General features: G+C 44.2%; 14 protein-coding genes. 1 reads left to right on the forward strand and 13 read right to left on the reverse strand.

Annotated features, from left to right (window positions below; genetic code table 11):
* Positions 1 to 9: 9 nt before the first annotated feature.
* From gltB to EC846_RS12470, 9 genes are all read right to left on the reverse strand, one after another.
* Positions 10 to 4,488 carry a glutamate synthase large subunit gene (gene gltB, locus EC846_RS12430; RefSeq protein ID WP_171410027.1) on the reverse strand — a complete coding sequence of 1,493 codons (4,479 nt, stop codon included), beginning with the start codon at positions 4,486 to 4,488 and terminating at the stop codon, positions 10 to 12.
* A gap of 461 nt (positions 4,489 to 4,949) precedes the next feature.
* Entirely contained in the window at positions 4,950 to 5,807 is an 858-nt protein-coding gene (locus EC846_RS12435) for a hypothetical protein (RefSeq protein ID WP_123775339.1), read from the reverse strand.
* Between the two features lie 19 nt (positions 5,808 to 5,826).
* Positions 5,827 to 6,909, reverse strand: coding sequence for a 3-dehydroquinate synthase (gene aroB / locus EC846_RS12440; RefSeq protein ID WP_123775340.1), 1,083 nt, complete (start codon positions 6,907 to 6,909; stop codon positions 5,827 to 5,829).
* Positions 6,910 to 6,928: 19 nt separating this feature from the next.
* Entirely contained in the window at positions 6,929 to 7,498 is a 570-nt protein-coding gene (gene aroK / locus EC846_RS12445; RefSeq protein ID WP_104021896.1) for a shikimate kinase AroK, read from the reverse strand.
* A gap of 10 nt (positions 7,499 to 7,508) precedes the next feature.
* On the reverse strand, positions 7,509 to 9,644 hold the full coding sequence (gene pilQ / locus EC846_RS12450) for a type IV pilus secretin PilQ family protein (protein ID WP_171248589.1): 2,136 nt from the start codon (positions 9,642 to 9,644) through the stop codon (positions 7,509 to 7,511).
* A 61-nt stretch (positions 9,645 to 9,705) separates the two neighbouring features.
* Positions 9,706 to 10,233: a pilus assembly protein PilP gene (locus EC846_RS12455; protein ID WP_123775341.1), complete on the reverse strand. Its 528-nt coding sequence runs from the start codon at positions 10,231 to 10,233 to the stop codon at positions 9,706 to 9,708.
* 3 nt (positions 10,234 to 10,236) lie between these two features.
* Positions 10,237 to 10,956 carry a type 4a pilus biogenesis protein PilO gene (locus EC846_RS12460; protein WP_004776059.1) on the reverse strand — a complete coding sequence of 240 codons (720 nt, stop codon included), beginning with the start codon at positions 10,954 to 10,956 and terminating at the stop codon, positions 10,237 to 10,239.
* Positions 10,953 to 11,609, reverse strand: coding sequence for a PilN domain-containing protein (locus EC846_RS12465; protein WP_123775342.1), 657 nt, complete (start codon positions 11,607 to 11,609; stop codon positions 10,953 to 10,955). The genes EC846_RS12460 and EC846_RS12465 overlap by 4 nt, the downstream gene beginning before the upstream one ends.
* Positions 11,609 to 12,667 carry a pilus assembly protein PilM gene (locus EC846_RS12470; RefSeq protein WP_004776062.1) on the reverse strand — a complete coding sequence of 353 codons (1,059 nt, stop codon included), beginning with the start codon at positions 12,665 to 12,667 and terminating at the stop codon, positions 11,609 to 11,611. Before EC846_RS12470 ends, EC846_RS12465 begins: the two co-directional genes overlap by 1 nt.
* Before the next feature lie 163 nt (positions 12,668 to 12,830).
* On the opposite strand from EC846_RS12470, the gene ponA reads away from it, so the two are divergent.
* A complete protein-coding gene (gene ponA, locus EC846_RS12475) occupies positions 12,831 to 15,422 on the forward strand; it encodes a penicillin-binding protein PBP1a (protein ID WP_123775343.1) in 2,592 nt (863 codons plus the stop codon).
* Between the two features lie 15 nt (positions 15,423 to 15,437).
* On the opposite strand, the gene EC846_RS12480 is transcribed toward ponA, so the two are convergent.
* The 4 genes from EC846_RS12480 to EC846_RS12495 are packed head-to-tail and all read right to left on the reverse strand — an operon-like array spanning position 15,438 to position 20,356.
* Positions 15,438 to 16,256 (reverse strand): putative RNA methyltransferase, encoded by an 819-nt coding sequence (locus tag EC846_RS12480; protein WP_123775344.1) that lies wholly within the window; start codon positions 16,254 to 16,256, stop codon positions 15,438 to 15,440.
* Positions 16,257 to 16,315: 59 nt separating this feature from the next.
* Positions 16,316 to 17,434, reverse strand: coding sequence for a phospho-N-acetylmuramoyl-pentapeptide-transferase (mraY, locus tag EC846_RS12485; protein WP_004776067.1), 1,119 nt, complete (start codon positions 17,432 to 17,434; stop codon positions 16,316 to 16,318).
* The gene (locus EC846_RS12490) at positions 17,435 to 18,832 is read right to left on the reverse strand and encodes a UDP-N-acetylmuramoyl-tripeptide--D-alanyl-D-alanine ligase (protein ID WP_123775345.1); all 1,398 of its coding nucleotides are present in this window, start codon (positions 18,830 to 18,832) and stop codon (positions 17,435 to 17,437) included.
* A 24-nt stretch (positions 18,833 to 18,856) separates the two neighbouring features.
* Complete coding sequence (locus EC846_RS12495; RefSeq protein WP_123775346.1) at positions 18,857 to 20,356, reverse strand: UDP-N-acetylmuramoyl-L-alanyl-D-glutamate--2,6-diaminopimelate ligase; 1,500 nt, start codon at positions 20,354 to 20,356, stop codon at positions 18,857 to 18,859.
* Positions 20,357 to 20,358: the final 2 nt, after the last annotated feature.

The following is a 20,358-nucleotide window of genomic DNA, read 5'->3' on the forward strand; positions in this document are numbered from 1 at the left end:
GTCGTGGAATTATTGTGGATCAGCTTGGGTTGTTTTCAAAAGCGTCTGTAAATTAGCAGCTTTTGGTTTCACCAGCCAGAACTTACGACTATAGAAGTCGAACTCATTACGGATCTTGTAAGCCCATGCACTACCCGTCTCCTGAATATGTTCATCCAAAATACGGAGTAGGTTTTCTTTATGGTCTTCCATCGCTTCTGTAGAGATACGATTCAGATCAATAAGTTCGTGGTTATAGTAGTCGACAAAGTCATTATCAAGGTCGAGTACATAAGCAAAACCACCAGTCATACCTGCACCGAAGTTATGACCCACTTTACCTAATACTGTTACCACACCACCCGTCATATATTCACAACAGTGGTCGCCCGCACCTTCAATAACCGCAAATGCGCCTGAGTTACGAACCGCGAAACGCTCACCCGCAGTTCCCGCAGCAAAGACTTTACCGCCAGTCGCACCATATAAACAGGTGTTACCAATAATTGCGGTATTTTGGGTCTGGAACGGTGAACCTTTTGGTGGGAAGATCGATACACGACCACCAGCCATACCTTTACCGACATAGTCGTTGGCATCACCTTCAAGTTTGATATGCAAACCACCCGCATTCCATACCCCGAGTGACTGACCCGCAGTACCAATCAGGTTCATGACCACTGGATTATTTTCCATACCCAGATTGCCATAACGACGTGCAATCTCACCTGAGATACGTGCACCAATCGAACGGTCACAGTTACCTACAGTGAAGTTGAATGAACCACCTGTACCTGCTTCAATTGCTGGCAACATTTCTGTGACCATTTGCTCAGCCAAGACACCTTTATCAAATGGTGCATTGCCCTGAACTTGGCAATATTGCGCCTTACCATCAGCAGCAGGATGTGAGGTCAATAATGCACTGAGATCAAGATGTGCATGTTTGTCTGTTTCACCCGGTAATACTTCGAGTAAATCAACACGGCCAATCAAGTCTTTCAGTGAGGCAACACCCAATGCAGCCAACCATTCACGCGTTTCTTCTGCAATAAACTTGAAGAAGTTGATCAGCATTTCAGGTTCACCAATATAGTGTTCCTGACGTAAATGATCTTGCTGTGTTGCAACACCCGTTGCACAGTTGTTCAAGTGACAGATACGCAAGTATTTACAGCCTAATGCGATCATTGGCGTAGAACCGAAACCGAAGCTTTCCGCACCTAAAATAGCGGCCTTGATGACATCCAGACCCGTTTTCAAACCACCATCGGTTTGTACACGAACCTTGCCACGCAAGTCATTTACACGGAGTGCTTGATGCGCTTCACTTAGACCCAATTCCCACGGTGAACCCGCATGGTGAATCGATGAAAGTGGTGATGCCGCTGTACCACCGTCATAACCTGAAATGGTAATGAAGTCAGCATACGCTTTTGCAACACCCGCAGCAATTGTTCCAACACCCGGTTCAGATACCAGTTTGACTGATACCATCGCTTGAGGATTGACCTGTTTCAAGTCAAAGATCAATTGTGATAAATCTTCAATCGAATAAATATCATGATGCGGTGGTGGTGAAATCAAGGTAACACCAGGTACTGAGTAACGTAAACGTGCAATTAAGCCATTCACTTTACCGCCTGGTAACTGACCACCCTCACCTGGTTTTGCACCTTGTGCTACTTTGATCTGCAATACTTCAGCAGACGTTAGGTAAGCTGGCGTTACACCAAAACGACCAGAAGCAATCTGTTTGATTTTCGAGTTACGAATGGTGCCATAACGAGCAGGATCTTCACCGCCCTCACCCGAGTTCGAACGACCACCAATCGTGTTCATGGCAATCGCAATCGCTTCATGTGCTTCTGGTGATAATGCACCTAAAGACATACCCGCAGAGTCAAAACGTGGCAGAATTTCTTCAATCGTTTCAACCTGATCAATCGCAATTCCGTCCGTGGTTTTTAACTTGAATAAGTCACGAATCGTTGCCACTGGACGGTTATTAACCAGTTCTGCATATTCTTTAAAGTCAACATATTGACCTGAACGTACAGCTTTATGCAAGGCATTGATCACGTCTGGGTTAAACGCATGGTACTCTTTACCAAATACGAATTTAAGCAAACCACCTTGATCAATCGGCTTACGGTTCTGCCAAGCAGTCGTCGCCAATTTCTTCTGGTCATTTTCAAGGTCAGCAAAAGTCGCACCTTGAATACGGCTTGGTACACCAAGGAAACATTTATCAACCACTTCAGAAGATAAACCGACTGCTTCAAATAACTGACCGCCACGGTAAGAGGCAACCGTCGAGATACCCATTTTAGAAAGAACTTTGAGTAAACCTTTCTCAATCCCTTTACGGAAGTTTGCTTGTGAATGGATTGGGTCACCCAATAATTCGCCTTTCGCAACCAGATCATTGATGACATCATAAGCCAAATATGGATATACGGCAGTCGCACCAAAGCCAAGTAATACCGCAAACTGATGTGGATCACGTGCAAAACCTGTTTCAACTAAAATGTTCGCATCAGTACGCAAACCTGTTTTAATCAAATGATGGTGTACTGCACCTGTTGCCAATGCAGAGTTTGCAGGCAAGAAGCCTTCACGGAAGTTTTTATCTGTTAATACAATCAGCGTTTTGCCATCACGTACCGCCTGTGCTGATTCTTCACAGATACGTGCAATCGCTGCTTGTAAACCTTCAGTTTCAGCATAGTTCAGATCAATATCAACCACGCCATAGCCTTCGCGCTCTTTTTCAACATCGCGAAGCTGCTGCATTTTTGAATTAGACAATACAGGACTTGAAATGATGATACGGTCGGCATGCTCTGGGCCTTGCTCGAACACGTTCTGTTCACGGCCTAAACAGGTTTCCAGTGACATTACGATCGATTCACGTAATGGATCGATTGGCGGGTTAGTGACCTGAGCAAACTGCTGACGGAAATAGTCAGAAACATGGCGTACTTGACGAGACAATACCGCCATTGGGGTATCATCGCCCATTGAACCGACAGCTTCCTGACCGCTTTCTGCGATTGGACGTAACAGTTGATCGCGCTCTTCAAATGTTACCATGAACATTTTTTGCGCTGCTTTTAACTTATCCCCTGTTAGGCCTTGATCCACCAGTTGCTCTTCAAGCTGTGGATTTGCCTGTAAGCGAATCGCATGATCACGCAACCATTCACGGTATGGACGCATGTTTTTCAGGTGATTGCTGACATCTTTAGTATCAAGCACTTTGCCAGTTAAAGTATCGACTACAAGGATTTGACCAGGGCCAACACGGCCTTTAGATACGACATCTTCTGGCTCATAACCCCACACGCCAATTTCAGAAGCAAGTGTGATGTAATCATTTTTTGTGATTACCCAACGTGCTGGACGTAAACCATTACGGTCAAGCATACAGATCGCATGACGACCATCCTGAATCACTAGACCTGCTGGGCCATCCCATGCTTCCATATGTTTCGAGTTGAATTCATAGAAGGCACGTAAGTCAGCATCCAGAGTTTCAACGTTTTGCCATGCTGGTGGAACGAGCATACGGAGTGCACGGAACAGATCCATGCCACCACCAACAAGAATTTCAAGCATGTTATCCAGGCTTGATGAATCCGAACCTGTACGGTTTACGATCGGATTTAACTCAGTCAGACCTGGAAGTAATGCATTTTCAAATTTTGGTGTACGTGCCAATGCCCAGTTACGGTTCGCTGTAATGGTATTAATCTCACCATTATGTGCAAGGTAACGGAACGGTTGTGCCAATGGCCAACGTGGCAAGGTATTGGTCGAGAAACGTTGGTGGAACACCACGATATGTGATTTTAAGCGCTCGTCAGCCAAGTCAGTATAGAAGTCAGCAATCGCTGCTGGCATCATGAGACCTTTATAGCTGATCACTGTAGTCGCTAATGTAGTCACATAGAATAATGGATCATTTTGTAATTTTTGTTCTGCACGACGACGAGCCAAGAAGAGCTTACGGTTAAACTCAACTTCGGTTAAGCCCATTGGGCAGTTCACGAGAATCTGTTCAAATGCAGGTAAAGATTGAAGTGCAATCTCACCTAAGGCATCGTTATTGGTTGGAATGACACGCCATGCTGCAACGGTCAGGCCCGCAGCTTCGATTTCCTTATTTAAAATGTTTTTCGCATTTTGCGCTAAAGCAGGATCAATATTTAAAAATACCGTACCAGCAGCAAAAATCTCAGTCAGGTTGGTTCCCAGTTTCTGAGCTTCGTCACGGAAAAATTGTTTCGGCATCGCCAATAACAATCCGCACCCATCTCCTGTTTTACCATCCGCGGCAATACCACCACGGTGCGTCATGCAACTTAAACTGTGAATCGCAGTTTCGACCAGATGATGGCTTGATTCACCCTTCATGTGGGCAATCAGACCAAAACCACAGTTATCCTTAAACTCGTCAGGCTGATATAAACCTTGAGCGGGAGCTACAGTATTAGGCGATGGCATGTGCATAGCGTACCCTTCTTTCAACATGGCTCTTTCGAGCAACAAACATTCAATTCATTTTCTGCGATATTGCCGATCAACTCATTTAAAGTTCAATGCTTCGCGAAAACATTTTTACTGGCGGATTTGCAATATACGCCTTTCTTTTTAAAGACGCAGTGCATTTCGCCATCTAAAGTGTTTTCAGTTATTACACCCTCAAAAAAGTTTGTAAAGCACAAAAACTTTCCATTTCACGAAACTAATGAATCATTTAGTACCAAAAGGCGCAATGAGCAGACAAATTAGCACCACAAGAATGCAAAAAACATGCCATGTAAAATAGGATTTACTAAATCATTAAAAAAATTAAAATAACTTTAAATTATAAGGGGCAAAGAACTTGCCCCTAGTTATAAAACGCACCAAAAAAAATCATGTTGCTATAAAAAGAATCACTTCTGCACAATTTTAGTGCAACATCAATTAAATGGGTCGCTTACTTCTCGTTTAGAAGAATCTGAATTTTCTTTTATTTTTTCAGCATTTGTCGGTGCTGGAGGGGCCGATTGGCTTTGTTTAACGTTAACGACATTACCTTGTGCATCACGTTGAGTCACAGTCGTTTTAACGGTTGTTGATGTATCTGCCGCCCGATTGCTCGTTGCTGGTGCTCGATTCATTAACAAGGTTTCATCTACTCTAGGCAGTGCAGCAGGTCTTAACTGTACTGCATAAAGCTGATTGGTCGCCGATTTCATTTCATCAGAGCCCAAATCATTCACAAATTCAGCATATGTTGTCAGCTGTTGTGCTTTCGGCTTTATCGACTCAGGAAGTGCCAGATTGAGCTGGGCAAATTGACGGGTGGCTTCTTCTGCATTTGAAAAAGCACCATAAGTAAGCACATATTGCTCAACCTGATCTTCACCACTCAGACGGAAATAAACAAACTTCTTGCGATCAGCTCGATTTAACAGGAAATTTTTAATAATTGCTTCATCTGAACTACGGAAAATTTCCATCGTCCACTGACGTTGATTATCCTTAACATATTTGGTTCCACGAAACTCAGGTGCATGATCATTAGAGACAACAACACGTGTCGTGGTATCTAAGGGCTTCACCTCATCTGAGAGTGCACCCAGATGTGCAGTCGCTGCCACCTTTTCAGGTTGAATCTGAACCTGTGTTTCCGTTTCAGTCGGCTGTTGCTCTTTGACCAGTGCTTTAGTATCCGTAACGCCCCAGAATATCAATGCAGCAATTAAACAAGCCAACGCAAAAACGAGCCAGCTATATTGTTGAATATTTTGCCAAATTGATCGTGACACAGCCATGCTTTACCCAAATAATTAATTATACAGATTGATTTGCAAGAATAGATTGTTTCATTAACTCAACATCAAAGTCTTTGGTAATCACCGCCTGACCTAATGTTTTCAATAAAACCAGACGTAACTGCCCATTTAAGACTTTTTTATCATGCGACATATAAGCCAAGAATTCATCTAATGGAATTTTTGGACATGATATCGGTAAATTGGCGCGTTGAATGATATTTTTTGTACGTTGTACATCTTCGGCTGAAATCCAACCTAAACGATGAGACAAATCTGCTGCCATCACCATACCCGTAGCTACCGCTTCACCATGCAACCATGTGCCGTAACCCAGATAAGATTCAATCGCGTGTCCAAAAGTATGCCCAAGATTGAGTAAGGCGCGCTCGCCCTGCTCTTTTTCATCGTTTGCCACAATACGGGCTTTATGTGCACATGAGCGATACACCGCTTCTGCCAATAAGTTTGCATCACGTGCAACCAAAGCATCCATGTTCTGTTCTAACCAGACCAGAAAATCAACATCACCCAATAAGGCATATTTAATCACTTCTGACAGGCCCGCAGACAGTTCGCGATCTGGCAAAGTCTCTAGCTGAGCCATATCCGCCAGCACCACTTGTGGCTGCTGGAAAGCACCCAGCATATTCTTGCCCAACGGATGGTTAATACCCGTTTTGCCACCTACGCTTGAGTCAACCTGTGACAACAAGGTGGTCGGTACCTGAACAAAATAGACGCCACGCTGGAAACAGGCTGAGGCAAAACCTGCCATATCGCCAATGACACCACCACCCAAAGCCAGTACGGTACAATCACGATTAAAACCTGCTTCAAGCAAAGCATCGAAAATAAGATTCAAATGCTGAAGGTCTTTATATTTCTCACCATCTGGCAAAATGCATTGAGCGACTTGTTTATCAAGCTGGGTCAATGCATCCATATAATGTTGTAAATATAAAGGCGCAACCGTTGAGTTAGACACCAGCATGACTTGTCGACCATGTAAATAAGGCTCAAGCAATTCTTTTGGATCTAAATGACTACCAATAAATATTGGATAACGACGATCACCCAACTCAACATGTAACGTTTGCATAATGACAACCAACCAGCGATTACTTAACTTGTTTAGATAAAATGACGTGCAAGATACGTTGTGCTAAATCCCGTGCGGCACCTTGATTTGTTTCAATGACATAGTGTGCAACCTCGCGATATAAAGGATCGCGTAGTGCCAATAAGTCACGTAGTTTTTGCTCTGGATTTTCGACTTGTAATAAAGGGCGATTTTTATCGCGATAGGTTCGCTGTAGTTGTAGCTCTACAGGAGTATAAAGATAAACAACGATTCCACGCTGTTTCAGAAATTCTCGGTTTTTCACTTGGGTGACTGCGCCACCGCCTGTAGCCAATACCAACAATGGACGAGAGGTTAAGTCATTCAATACATTGGTTTCGCGTAACCGAAATCCGACTTCCCCTTCTTTTTCAAAAATCCATGGAATTGTGGCACCTGTTTTACGTTCGATTTCATGATCGCTATCAATAAAATCACGGCCTAGCAATTCTGCTAAATGCCGGCCAACTGTTGTTTTTCCTGCCCCCATTGGCCCTACCAAATAAATATTTGGTAGGGTTTCAAACGCTTTGCTTGGCAACGCGCCACCTATATGAATTGCGATTATTGAAAATATATTAATGATTTCTGGTTAAAGTGTCATTAACAATTCTCGGCGTAATAAAAATAAGTAGCTCACGTTTATTGTCTGTTTTCAGGTCACGGCGGAATAAGCGGCCGACATAAGGTAAGTCACCCAAGAATGGTACTTTCACTTGAGAACTGATATTTTCTTGCTCAAAAATACCACCAAGCACTACGGTTTCACCATTATCGACCAATACATTGGTATCAATCTGGTTTTTATTAATGGTGAGCTGTCCTGTTGGTGTCGGCGTACTTTGCGAGTCTTTGGTAATGTTCAGCTTCATCATGACCTTACCGTCAGGAGTAATGCTTGGTGTCACATCCAGACTTAAGGTCGCATCAATAAACTCTGTTTTAGGCACGGCGTTCGCACCACCACCGGTTGATGAGGTATAAGGAATTTTCTTACCTGATTCAATTTTTGCAGCTTGCTTGTCGGCAGTCATGACTTTCGGTGTCGAAATCACTTCGCCATAGCCATCGGCTTGTACCGCTGAAAGTTCTAAATCCAGCATAAAGTCTGACAGGCTAATTAAACCAAAAGCAATACGGCTTGCCCCAGGTGTAACTGCACCCAAGTCGACATTCAGGTTATCTGGACGTTCAATTTCATATTTCCAGCCGCCTGTATCGCTATCTTTCTCAGGCTTTCTTAAATCCCACAATGTCTGATCACTACCACCCACTAACAGGTCATTATTTTTGGTAATCCCCTGAGACAAGATTCCCCATTTCACACCCATCTCTTTGGTGAAATCGGTACTGGCACTGACAATACGCGCTTCAATCATGACCTGTTTAACCGATACATCCAGCAGGTCAACCATCTTACGGATTTGGTCAATTTTCTGAGAAGTATCATTCACGATTAAGGTATTGGTACGCGGGTCAATCGAAATAGTTCCGCGAGGACTTAACAAACCACCCGCTAAATTGTCATTGCTGATTGAGTTTGAAGAATTACCATTATTGGTGTTTGCATTCTTCCCTTGGGTAATCAGCTTTTCAATATCCGCTGCTTTTGCGTAACTTAAAGTAATATATTCAGTTTGCAGAGGCGCCAGTTTCACGCTTTGTGCCTGCGCTTTAGCTTCTTCTTCCTCGGCCTTAATCAGTTCTGAAACAGGTGCAATCCAGATCACATTACCATTACGACGCTTGTCCAGATTCTTGGTTTTCAAGACAATATCCAAAGCCTGATCCCACGGCACATCTTTAAGACGTAGGGTGATATTACCTTGCACCGTATCTGCGGCCACCATATTGATACCGGTAAAGTCTGCAAGTAACTGCAATACACGGCGTACTTCAATATCCTGGAAGTCTAAAGAAATTTTATTCCCAGTATAGGTTTGGGTCTTGGCCTTGGTCGGTGATTTATCTTCAGGACGCTTTAAGCTGATGGTCAGTTTATTTTCTGCCTGATAAGCCATATATTCATAGCTACCCGCAGACTGAATGGTAATGACACCATTTCCTTTGTCGTTATAGGCATCGATACTTGCAACAGGCGTTGCGAAGTCATTGGTATTTAAACGACGAGCCAAATGCGTCGGGATTTTATTTCCCATGGTACGCACAACAATCTTACTGCCTTGTTGTTGCACATCTACTGGTGTGTTATTCCCTAATAAATCAATAACCACCAGCCCTTCGCCTTGATTGCCACGCTGGAAACCAATATTGGAAATACCTTGTTGCGCCTGACGCACAGCAGCGACAGGAGCTGCCATTGCCGCGGGCTTGGCTGAATTAATTTTCAGTACAAAAGTATTGCCTTCCACACGTGTCGTAAATGCACCAGCATCTTTCAAATTCACAATCACACGAGAACGCTGGTCGTCTGCCGCAACTTCAACAGAACTTGCTTCATTGGTTGAAACTGGAATAGAAGTTTGTTTTAAGGTTTGTTGTGCTTTATCAAAATCCAGAATCAAGCGAGCAGGCTGTTCAAGCTGATAAGCTTGTGGTTGCGGTGGCAAACCATTAAACATGACGCGGATTTCTGTACCTTGTTCAGCCAAATTCATGGGTACAATATTGGTCATGCTGACTTGTGCTGATGCAACCTGCATCACCGCAAGCGTAATCGCAGCCATAGAAAATTGACGGAATGCATGATTCATGGTCTTCGCTTCCCCAAATAAAGAATCTTTAAACTGTTTTTTCATTGTTATTCCCTTAATCTTATGGTGCTGGTCCAATGAGAACGAGTGTTCGAGGTCTTTCTACGTAACCTTCTCGTCCATCAGGTACGATTTCCACCAAATCTATCTGAGTCGGGCTAATTTTAATGATGCGCCCCTGATTCATCCCCAAATAACTACCCACTTGTACGCGCTCGATTTGCCCATCAGGTGTTTGAATCAGAGCAATCGTATCGCTACTTCTGCCACGCATACTACCCTTCATATTTAATGATTCCAGCGCATAGCTCTCTAGCGGTTGTGGCTGACGATTAAAGTTCGGATAGACACGTTTGCCTGCCATAATCTTTAACTCGGCAGCTAAAGAACTTGGCATAAATGGGCTTTTCAGCTGATGCGCCGAATAGTTAAATAACGGTACAGGTGTAAATACAGGTGCAGGCTCAATCGGTAAAGGTGGCTGATTTCGGATTTCAGCCATCTTCTGGTTGACTGCATCAATACGCGAATCACATCCAACCAACCCCAATCCAAGCAACAAGCTAAGTAGTAATTTATAATTATTCATGGCTTACTTTCCTCCTGCAGCAGGTGGATTATTTGTCGCTGCCGCAGCGGCATTGGCCTGATCATCCGCGCCTACATAACGGTAGGTCTTGGCTTTCACAGTATAATTCACCACAGGAATATCAGATTTTTTCTGGGTATCTTCTTTTGCTTCAACCGTAAAGTCATGCAAAGTCACAATACGAGGCAAGGCCGCAATACCTGTCACGAAAGCACCAAACGCATGGTAGTCACCTGTCGCATCGATACTGATTGGCTGCTCAATAAAGAACTCTTGTTTGACTTCATTTTCCAGACGGATATTTTTAAATTTCAGGCCAGAATTGACACCCGTCAAGTTGATGTCTTCAACCAGACTCGGAATCTCTGTTTCTTTTGGTAGCTGTTCTAATTGTTGATTAAAATTCGCTTCCATTTCTTGCAACTGCGCTTGATATTGTTGCAAGTTACGCAGTTTGGAATCTTTTTCTCTAAATTCATTCAGTAAGCTTTGTTCCTGCGCCTGAGCGTTCTCAATCGCTTCGAGCTGAGATTTAATCACCACAAAATAACCCAGCGCAATCACAGCTAAAAATACGAAGATCCAGCACGTGATTTTGACGGATAAAGGCCAACTGCCGTAATTGTTCATGTCCAGCGTATTAAATTGCTGGAAGAACTGCTCGACCGTCATTTTCTTTTTCTTGACAGCAACGGTGTCTTGATTCAATTCATCTTGGTTCATTTCGCGGTCCCCACTGCTACTGTCCCTGATGCGGCCTGTTCTGTTGTTGGTGCAGCCTCAACAGTTGTACCAATCTCACCCAAATCTACAGTGACAATAAAACTTCCATAATTTTCCTCAACCCGAGGAACCAGCGAACTTGCTGTTTTATCTTTATTTTTGTTTTCGTCCACTGCAAGGAATGAATTCATAAAGGCATTGCGATACCACGGCGAAGCCTCAAGATTACGCAACAGTTCAGCCACGGTATTCGGACTTTCTGCTTTACCTTCGATGGTGAATTTATCACCTGTACGGGTAAACTTGGTCAAGTACATGGTTGGTGGTGTGACGCGAACCAGTTCATCCACCAGACGTACCACAACTGGACGTTGCCCTTGTAAACCCTGAATCAGCTTCATGCGCTCAATAATGGCATTACGGCGTTCTTGCAAACCATCCAGAGCTTTCAGTTGTGTATCCAAATTCTGATTGGTACTCACAATCAGCTGATTGGCCTGTTCCTGATCACTCAGTTTATGATCAAAATACATCCATCCTGAAAAGACCGATGCAACCCCTAATGCAGCAACCCCAACACAAAAAGCGACAAACTGTTTCTTTCTTTGTTCTCTTAGCTCATCACGCCAAGGGAGTAAGTTAATCTTTGCCATTAATCAAAACTCCTCATTGCCAAACCACATGCCACCATTAAAGAGGAAGCATCATTTTCAATTTTTTTAATATCAATTTGGGGAGAAAAACCCATTTGTAAAAATGGATTGGCAATGGTCACCCGGTAACCGAGCTTTTGTTGTAATAATTTCGCCAGACCAGGAATATTGGCATTCCCGCCAGCAAGTAAAATATGATCAATCTCATTGAACTGAGAAGATGAAAAGAAGAACTGGAGTGAACGTGCAGCTTGCTGAACGACTGCATCAAGGAAAGGCTCAAGCACCTCGGTATCATAATCGTCTGGCAGTGTTCTTTCTTTTTTGGCACGACCCGCTTCCTCAAAAGACAATCCATAGCGACTTTGTACATCTTGAGTCAGTTGACGACCGCCAAACACTTGCTCACGGGTATAGATAATTTTGCCTTTCTGCATCACAGAAAGCGTGGTCATAGTGTGACCAATATCCAGAATACCGACCGTATTGGCACCCATTGGCAAGGTATCGGCAAAGACACTAAAAGCACGCTCCATTGCGTAACTTTCAACTTCTGCGATTTTTGCGGTGAGGCCAGCCAGTTCAAGCACTTCGACACGCGTATCTACATTTTCTGTTCGCGTGGCCACGAGCAGTACGTTTACCCGGTTTGCATTGGCCAAACGGTCAGGTAAAACTTCAAAATCCAGACTCACTTCATCTAACGGGAACGGAATGTATTGCTCAGCGTCCATACGGATCTGAACTTCACGTTCTTCATCCGACATGTCAGCATCCATTTCTATAATCTTGTTAATGACCATAGAAGTAGGTACTGCAAATGCAACATTGGTGGTGTGAGGGTTCGCCAAGTTGACGACTCTCTCAAGTGCATCACCCACCGCCTCTGGGTTCAGAATGCTTTTTTCCACTACACTATTTTCAGGTAATGGCATCACCGCATAACTTTCAACCCAATATCTACCGTTCTTTACAGAGAGCTCCAATAATTTAACAGTTGTCGAACTAATATCGACACCCACTAACCCCTTATTTGGTTTACGATATAACCTGAGCACAGTACTTTCCTATTTATTTTTTTATCCCCAAAAATTCAACATACTAATTTTGTTTTGGTCTTTAATTGATACGGATACAATAACTCATCTAACAATCCGCATGTCTAAAGGATATACTGACCACAATTAGTTTGCCATTCGCTCTTATTAAAACTTACTTATTATGAAAAAGCTATCCAGTTCTGGTATTGTTCGCCCATTTTTTTTGATCGTTATTATTATCTTAGTCTCACTTCCAATGGGATTTTATGGCATGTATCTCTATCTCGCGCCATCATTGCCAGATATGAGCTCATTAAAAAAAGCGCCTTTATTAAAACCATTGCAAGTCTATACGGCAGATAATAAGTTGATTGCGGAATATGGCGGGAAATTATCAATTCCTGTTAAGTATGAACAGATTCCTCCGACCTTTATTCATGGTTTCCTTGCAGCAGAAGACTCCTCATTTTTTGAGCATAACGGCATCAGTTTTAAAGGCTTAGGGCGAGCTTTGACTGAATCTGTTACGGGTTCTGATGTCCAGACTGGGGGCTCAACCATTACCATGCAGGTTGCGAAGAACTATTATTTAAGTCCAGACCGAACACTAAGACGTAAACTGACTGAGGTTTTTCTTGCACGAAAAATCGAACAGAATTTAACAAAACAGGAAATTTTGACGGCGTATGTCAATAAAATTTTCTTGGGTAAAAATGCCTACGGTATCGCCGCAGCTGCTCGTATCTATTACAACAAAAACCTAAATGAGCTGACCACCGCACAAATGGCAATGATTGCGGGTTTACCAAAAGCACCATCCAAATATAACCCTGTGGTTAACCCAGAACGTGCACTTGAGCGTCGTAACTGGATTTTGGGACGTATGCTGCAGCTGGGTTATATCAATCAGAATCAATACCAGCAAGCGGTTGCTGAGCCGATCAATCTGAACATGGTTGATCGCTCGGTGAGTAACGTTTTTCCCTATGTCGGAGAAATGGTCCGTTCCGAATTAGTTGAGCATTTTGGCGAACAGGCGATTGACTCGGGTTATAAGGTTTACACCACCGTTGATAGCAACCGCCAGCGTTATGCAGAACAAGCGATTCAAAATGGACTGGAAGCATATGACCGTCGTCATGGCTGGCGCGGTCCAGAAGCACATGATAAACCTTTAAAACAGTTCATGGCTTATGCGAACACCTACCCTGCTCAAGTCACCAAAGTGAATAACAATTCTTTTGAAGCATTAATGCAAGATGGCTCAACCGTAACCGTGAACTGGTCAGGCATGTCTTGGGTACGTCCATATCGCAACGCCAATAGCGTGGGTGGCGCACCATCGAATGCTTCACAAATTGTCAAAGTCAAAGATATTGTGCGTTTGCGTCCAAATGAAGGCAAAACGGTATGGGCTTTGACTCAAGTACCAAAAGTACAGGGCCAGCTCATTGCCATTAATCCAAATGACGGTGCAATTGAAGCGGTTGTAGGTGGCTATAACTTCTATCAATCTAAATTTAACCGTGCTTTACAAGGTTGGAGACAACCTGGTTCGACCATTAAACCATTCGTGTATGCACTGGCTTTAGAACGTGGTATGACACCATATAGCATGGTTAACGATAGCCCGATTACCATTGGTAAATGGTCACCAAGAAACGCGGATGGACGCTATCTTGGTATGATTCCATTACGTCGCGCCCTTTACCTGTCACGAAACTCGGTTTCTGTCCGTTTATTACAAAATGTCGGGATCGAACGTACCCGCCAACTGTTTATGGATTTTGGTTTACAAGATGACCAGATTCCACGTAACTACACCATTGCCTTAGGTACGCCGCAGGTATTACCAATTCAAATGGCAACAGGTTATGCGACATTTGCCAATGGCGGTTACCGTATCCAGCCGCACTTTATTACACGTATTGAAGATGCGTATGGCAAAGTCATTTATGAAGCAAAGCCTGAGTATGCATGTATTCCTTGTATTGCCACTGCAAAGAACGATACGAAACAACAAACAGCTGACGCAAGTAAAAAAGATGAAGTCAAAGAAATCACCAATGCGACTTTGGATGATACAAATGCAGCCTCTGACGTACCAATGACTGCTGCCGATACTCAAAAAGCAAGCAAGCCAAATGGTGACTATCGTCAGGCACAACGCATCCTGAAATCAAGTTCAGCTTATGACATGGCCAACATCTTACGTGATGTAATTCAACACGGTACTGGACGTGCTGCAATGAGAATCGGTCGTGATGATTTGGGTGGTAAAACAGGAACAACCAACGATGCGAAAGATGCATGGTTCGCGGGCTTTAATGGCAAGTTGGTTGCTGTGGCTTGGGTTGGCTTTGACCAACCGCGTACTTTAGGTCGTCGTGAGTATGGTGGTGTTGCAGCGCTTCCAATCTGGACCAACTTTATGGGTCAGTCATTAAAAGACACACCATCAGCATGGGTACGTCTAGATAAAGAGGCAAAAGATCCAATTTCGCGTGATAAATTACAGATCCAGCAAAGTGAAGACAAAAAAGAATATCGTGCTTCGCCACCACTGGCTCGTCCACTTTATCGTCCAGCACCGCCTGTACCAACACGTTCAACTCAAAACGACTTTTCTGACCTGCCAGGAACAACGCCACCAACCTCAGTTGAGGAACGTCCGATTGTCCCTGCCAAAAAGCAGCCACCAGCAATGGGTAATAATCCAGCACCTCAAAAAGAGCGTGACGGAATTGAAAATCTGATTAACCAGATTCAGTAACCAAAAAAGAAGCCATCAATTTGATGGCTTCTTTTTTTTCTGGAACAGATAAATCTGGAAGGAGGCGGTCGCTGCGAATTGTGATGACTGCTCTAGCAATTTGCGTCGTTCAGGATTGGCTTTATAAGCATACGGCGTCATGGCGATCAGATTTTTTAAAGCCTGCTGATCCAGTGACATGATGCTCTCAACCACCCGTTCCTGTTTTAGCTCAAACTGTGCATCCAACTGCTCCACAAACTTCTGTGGCTCATGCAAGTTCACTTGCTCAAACAAGGCTTCGCGCAAATCGTATAAATGACGTGGCGCAGGCGTAACCACAATCAGATGGCCATCCTCTTGTAGCACTCGCATGATTTCATCTTGAGGAATTGGACTAAACAAACTGGTGCAAAGGTCAATTGAATGATCCTGAACAGGCAAAGTCGCTCCTGTTCCCACCACCCAAGTCACTTTTGAATTCAGCTTGGCTGCTCTTTGCACCGCAGTTTTAGCGATATCTACCCCGACACACTGTTGAGTATGCGCCTGCATTGCACTGGTATAATAGCCTTCACCACAACCAATATCCAGCACAGCTTCAGGCTTAAGCTGTTGCAGAATCTCGACCACAGCCTGCTGCAAAGGTTGATAAAAACCTGCTTGCAGAAACTCACGGCGTGCCAGTACCGACTCAGGCGTATCCCCGGGTGACTTGCTATGTTTATGCTGCACCACATGTAAATTGACATAGCCCTGTTTCGCTACATCATAGTGATGCCCTTTTTCACAACGCCAGAAGTTTTCAACCAAATTCAATGATTGGCGACAAACAGGACACATCAACAAACTCATCTATTTTCTCCAAACATAAAAAAAGCTGGTCAATACCAGCTTCTTTCTTGAATCTTGGTTTAACGTAATTTTAAGGTCATTAAGCCTAACACGACGAGGAAAATCGTGATAATCCAGAAACGAATCACAACCTGTGTTTCTTTCCAGCCTTGTTTTTCATAATGGTGATGCAGAGGCGCCATCAAGAACACACGCTTGTTACGCATACGCAATGAACCGATCTGCAAGAATACAGAAATGGCTTCCATCACAAAGACACCGCCCATAATCGCAAATACGATTTCCTGACGAACCATCACCGCAATGGTACCGAGCATCGCACCGAGTGCCAATGCACCGACATCGCCCATAAAGACTTGGGCTGGGTGCGCATTGTACCAGAGGAAGGCCAAACCAGCACCGACCATTGCCGAACAGATGACTACCAGCTCAGAGGTGTATTTTACATAAGGAATATGCAAATATTCAGCGAAACGAATATCACCCGATAAATAAGCAAATACACCTAAACCTGCTGCAACCATTACGATTGGCATGATCGCCAAACCATCCAGACCATCCGTCAGATTTACCGCATTCGATGCGCCGTTAATCACCAGATAAGTAAAGACAATAAACGCCAAGCCTAGTGGAACCGCTGATAATGGGATCGAGAGATTCTTAAAGAAAGGAATCAGCAAGTCCAGCATATTCGCTGTATGTACCGCGCTATCCTGCTGTTTTGCAATCACATATAAAGCAATACCTGCACCTAGAGACGCTACCGAAGTCCAGAAAAACTTCTTGCGTGCTGGCAAGCCAGCATTGTCTTTATAACGAACTTTAATCCAGTCATCGGCCCAACCTACCGCACCAAATACCACCATCACGCCAAGTACGATCCAGACATATGGATTGGATAAATCAGCCCACAATAACGTACTGATCCCGATAGAGAGTAAAATGAGGATCCCGCCCATGGTTGGGGTACCCATTTTTTTGGCATGGTTTTCTGGCGCAAAAGAGCTCACCGCCTGACCATATTTTAATGCCTGTAATTTACGAATCATGACTGGGCCTAATACCAGTCCGATCGTCAAGGCAGTCAGCAAGCTCAACAAAGAGCGCAACGTTAAATAACGAACAACCTGAAACGAACTGTTATAGTCCGCCAATTGTTCAAATAACCATAACAACATTTAAATTTTCTCCATCAAGTCAGCCATCAACGTTTCCATATGGGTATAACGAGACCCTTTAAACAGGAAACTCATTGACTGGGGTTGATGTGTTTGGACTAAATTAATTAAAAACGGTAATGCTTCTGCCTGTGTTGCAAAGGCATGTAACTTTTCTGAATGAGATGAACCTTGTTGCGCTGCTTCAGCGAATTCACCGACGACAACCAGATGATCTAATGGTAACAATGCCAAGTCTCGGCCAAGATCATGATGCTCTTGCCAGCTACTGTCACCCAGCTCACCAATATCGCCCATCACCATGACTTTTAAGCCCTGCTGCTGCAAGAGCACCTGTGCTGCTGCACGCATGGAAGTCGGGTTGGCATTATAGGTATCATCAATAAACAGATGATTCTGCTGCTGAATAAAGTTCAGACGACCTTTGGCACCTTGTGCTTGCTCTAAGCCTTGCACAATATCATCAAGCGCAATACCAAGCGCTAAAGCAAATGCGGTCGCTGCTGCGGCATTCTGTACATTATGTGCCCCTGCAAATGGCAAGTTCACTGCACGAACACCTTGTGGCGTATGCAAATTAAATTGTGCCGATTGAGGATGAAGTTGAATATCGGTCGCAAAGATATCGCCGCCTTCACCAAAACTCAGAATCGGGTGTGCCTGTGCATTTTCACGAATAGTAGCTGCATAATCATCTTGTGCAGGAACAATTGCGGTGCCTTGCGGCAAAATATGTGCATAGATTTCTGATTTAGCGCGGCAAATACCCTCGCGACCACCAAACTCACCCAAGTGTGCTGTACCAATATTCAAAATGCCTGCCACATGTGGCTGCACCAAATTCGAGGTGTAATCAATTTCACCTTGGTGACTGGCACCCAGCTCCATCACGGCATATTGATGTTCCTGACGCAGTTCCAGCAACATCATTGGCACACCCAAGTCATTATTCAGGTTGCCACGCGTGATCAGTGTTGGTGCTAAACGGGATAAAATACTGCCCAGCATTTCTTTGGTGGTGGTTTTACCACTACTGCCTGTTAAGGCAATGACTTTCAACTGGTGGTTTTGCTGACGGCGATAGGCTCCAAGATGCCCTAACGCCAAACGTGTATCTTTTACGACGAGCTGTGCAATATCAGCATCAACAGGATGCTCTACGATGGCAACCTGACAACCCTGTGCCGCCACTTGTGCTACAAAATTATGCGCATCAAAACGTTCACCTTTTAAAGCGAGAAATGCATCGCCCGCCTCAGCGTGACGTGAGTCAGTCAAAATACGCTTAATTTCACCCTGCGGAACATTTTGCTGATGCCACTCCCCTTGGGTGGCGAGTTGTAATTGTTCTGCTGTCCACAGTTCTAATGGAACAGTACTAGTCGTTGAGGTATGCATCGTTTTTATTTACCTTTTTTCACACTATTGCACAGGATAAGCAGAATGTACCGAATGTGGCTGGGCAGCAATTGCAGATTGCACTTCAACCACATCATCAAACCAATGACGCACGCCATCGATTTCCTGATAATTTTCATGCCCCTTACCCGCAATTACCACGATATCTCCCGCTTGGGCTTGCGCTACAGCAAACTTAATCGCTTCACGGCGGTCATGGATTTCATGCATCACATGGGCAGTAAAATCAATGCCCTGCTTCATGTCAGCAAAAATCTGTTCAGGATTTTCAGTTCTCGGATTATCCGAAGTCAGCATGACTGGATTGGCATGCTCAAGCGCGGCCTGAGTCATGAGTGGACGCTTGCCACGGTCACGATCTCCGCCACAACCGAATACCGCCCACAATTGTCCAGTGACATGACGTTTCAATGTGGTCAGTACCTGAATCAAGGCATCCGGTGTGTGTGCATAATCCACCACAAATAGACGCTCAGCATCCTGAATCACCTGCATACGACCCGGCGCACCTTTCAGTTGCGGCACAAACTGCACCAAATCTGCCAGCGCAAAACCTGCATATTCAGCTGCAATCAAACTCGCCAATAAGTTTTCGACATTAAAATGCCCAAGCAATGGGCTTTGTACCGTATAAGCACCCGTTGGGCTCATCAGCGTAAAACTCGCACCACTTAAACGATATTGCAAATCAGCAATATGATAATCAGCAGAGGTTTGAGTCAAAGAATAGGTGAGGATTTTAGGTTGCGATGGATTGGCTTTTGCTGCATCCAACATAAGCGGTGCATGTGCATCATCCAGATTAATGACAACAGCTTTTAAGGTCATAAATTTGAACAGCAACGCTTTTGCTTCAGCATAGGCTTCGAGCGTACCGTGATAATCCAGATGGTCTCGACTTAAATTGCTATACACCGCAATTTCAAGATCACAGCCATTGAGACGGCCTTGTTCCAAACCATGCGAACTGGCTTCCAGTGCAACAAAACTCGCGCCTTGTTTGGCATAGTCATGCAGCGCATGTTGCAACTGCAACGCATCTAAAGTGGTGTGCGTTGATGGCGTTAAGTTAGGTAAAATCCCGTTGCCTGTGGTTCCCATGACCGCACAGCCTTTGCCTTGCGAGCTAATCAACTCTGCGATCAGGCGAGAAATCGTGGTTTTGCCATTGGTTCCCGTCACCGCAATACCACGCAAGGGCTGCACAGGATCAACTGCCTGCAAATACTGCTTTTGCCATTCGCCCATGTGATAGCGAACATCAGGACAAACCCATTCATTGGCAAAGCCTAAAGCCGTTTCACTAATTACCGCCAATGCACCTGCATCTAAAGCATTCTGGGCAAACTGGCGTGTTTTTTCTGGTTGGCTATAACTGCTCAAGGCAATAAAAATTTGTCCCTTATCAACCTTACGGCTATCCAGAGAAAAGCCCTGAAAAGGTTGGCTATACCAAGCCGCATCTATGCTGATCGGATGTATCTGTTGAAAACTAATCGACATAA

Origin of the sequence: Acinetobacter sp. BIGb0102 (assembly GCF_003815055.1) — a bacterium.
Lineage (GTDB): Bacteria > Pseudomonadota > Gammaproteobacteria > Pseudomonadales > Moraxellaceae > Acinetobacter > Acinetobacter vivianii.

Excerpts from the sequence above, each read along its gene's own strand:
- gltB (WP_171410027.1), bottom strand. The coding sequence starts at position 4,488 with ATGCCATCGCCTAATACTGTAGCTCCCGCTCAAGGTTTATATCAGCCT.
- EC846_RS12435 (WP_123775339.1), bottom strand. The coding sequence starts at position 5,807 with ATGGCTGTGTCACGATCAATTTGGCAAAATATTCAACAATATAGCTGG.
- aroB (WP_123775340.1), bottom strand. The coding sequence starts at position 6,909 with ATGCAAACGTTACATGTTGAGTTGGGTGATCGTCGTTATCCAATATTT.
- pilQ (WP_171248589.1), bottom strand. The coding sequence starts at position 9,644 with ATGAATCATGCATTCCGTCAATTTTCTATGGCTGCGATTACGCTTGCG.
- EC846_RS12455 (WP_123775341.1), bottom strand. The coding sequence starts at position 10,233 with ATGAATAATTATAAATTACTACTTAGCTTGTTGCTTGGATTGGGGTTG.
- EC846_RS12460 (WP_004776059.1), bottom strand. The coding sequence starts at position 10,956 with ATGAACCAAGATGAATTGAATCAAGACACCGTTGCTGTCAAGAAAAAG.
- EC846_RS12465 (WP_123775342.1), bottom strand. The coding sequence starts at position 11,609 with ATGGCAAAGATTAACTTACTCCCTTGGCGTGATGAGCTAAGAGAACAA.
- ponA (WP_123775343.1), top strand. The coding sequence starts at position 12,831 with ATGAAAAAGCTATCCAGTTCTGGTATTGTTCGCCCATTTTTTTTGATC.
- EC846_RS12480 (WP_123775344.1), bottom strand. The coding sequence starts at position 16,256 with ATGAGTTTGTTGATGTGTCCTGTTTGTCGCCAATCATTGAATTTGGTT.
- mraY (WP_004776067.1), bottom strand. The coding sequence starts at position 17,434 with ATGTTGTTATGGTTATTTGAACAATTGGCGGACTATAACAGTTCGTTT.
- EC846_RS12490 (WP_123775345.1), bottom strand. The coding sequence starts at position 18,832 with ATGCATACCTCAACGACTAGTACTGTTCCATTAGAACTGTGGACAGCA.
- EC846_RS12495 (WP_123775346.1), bottom strand. The coding sequence starts at position 20,356 with ATGTCGATTAGTTTTCAACAGATACATCCGATCAGCATAGATGCGGCT.